The sequence below is a fragment of the Aeromonas sp. ZOR0001 genome, from assembly GCF_000801015.1.
Lineage (GTDB): Bacteria > Pseudomonadota > Gammaproteobacteria > Enterobacterales > Aeromonadaceae > Aeromonas > Aeromonas veronii.
Genome location: NZ_JRJY01000032.1, coordinates 1 through 516, shown reverse-complemented (window position 1 = coordinate 516; position 516 = coordinate 1). Strand labels below are relative to the sequence as shown.

2 protein-coding genes are annotated in these 516 nt (G+C 59.3%); both read right to left on the bottom strand.

Annotation, left to right across the window (positions count from 1 at the left end; genetic code table 11):
- A partial coding sequence (locus L972_RS03150) for a Y-family DNA polymerase (protein WP_442853365.1) occupies positions 1 to 284 on the bottom strand: 284 nt, incomplete at its 3' end.
- The coding region (locus L972_RS03145) for a peptidase (protein WP_047435422.1) at positions 265 to 516 on the bottom strand (252 nt) is incomplete at its 5' end. The genes L972_RS03145 and L972_RS03150, both read right to left, overlap by 20 nt.

Genomic DNA, 516 nt, shown 5'->3' with positions numbered 1-516 from the left:
TCGGGGGCCATGGTCTCCAACGTGCTCATCACCCTGCCAGACATGTCTCCATAGAGTGCGTAGTTGGAGCTGAATGCCACCCCGCCATGCGCCTCGAACTGCTCGCGGATCTTGAAGTAGGGCCCGGCCATCTTGATACCCAGCGCCTTGGCTTCGGGGCTGCGCGACACCACGCATCCATCGTTGTTGGAGAGCACCACGATCGGGCAGCCACGCAGCTCAGGGCGAAACAGCCGCTCACAGCTGGCGTAGAAGTTGTTTACATCAACGAGCGCTATAGCCATCACGCTGCCTCAGATTGCCAATCACATGGGTGACCACTCCGAACAACTCCAGGGAGAGGCTCATACAAGGGTCGATAGGCGCGAACGCCGGATTGGCTGGCAACAGCCGCAACCTCGGCTTGAGCTGCAAGGTCTTTACCGTGAAGCCGCCATCGAGTAGTGCAATCACCACATCACCATGGCGAGGGGTGAGGCTCTTATCGACCACCAGCAAGTCACCGGGAAAGATGCC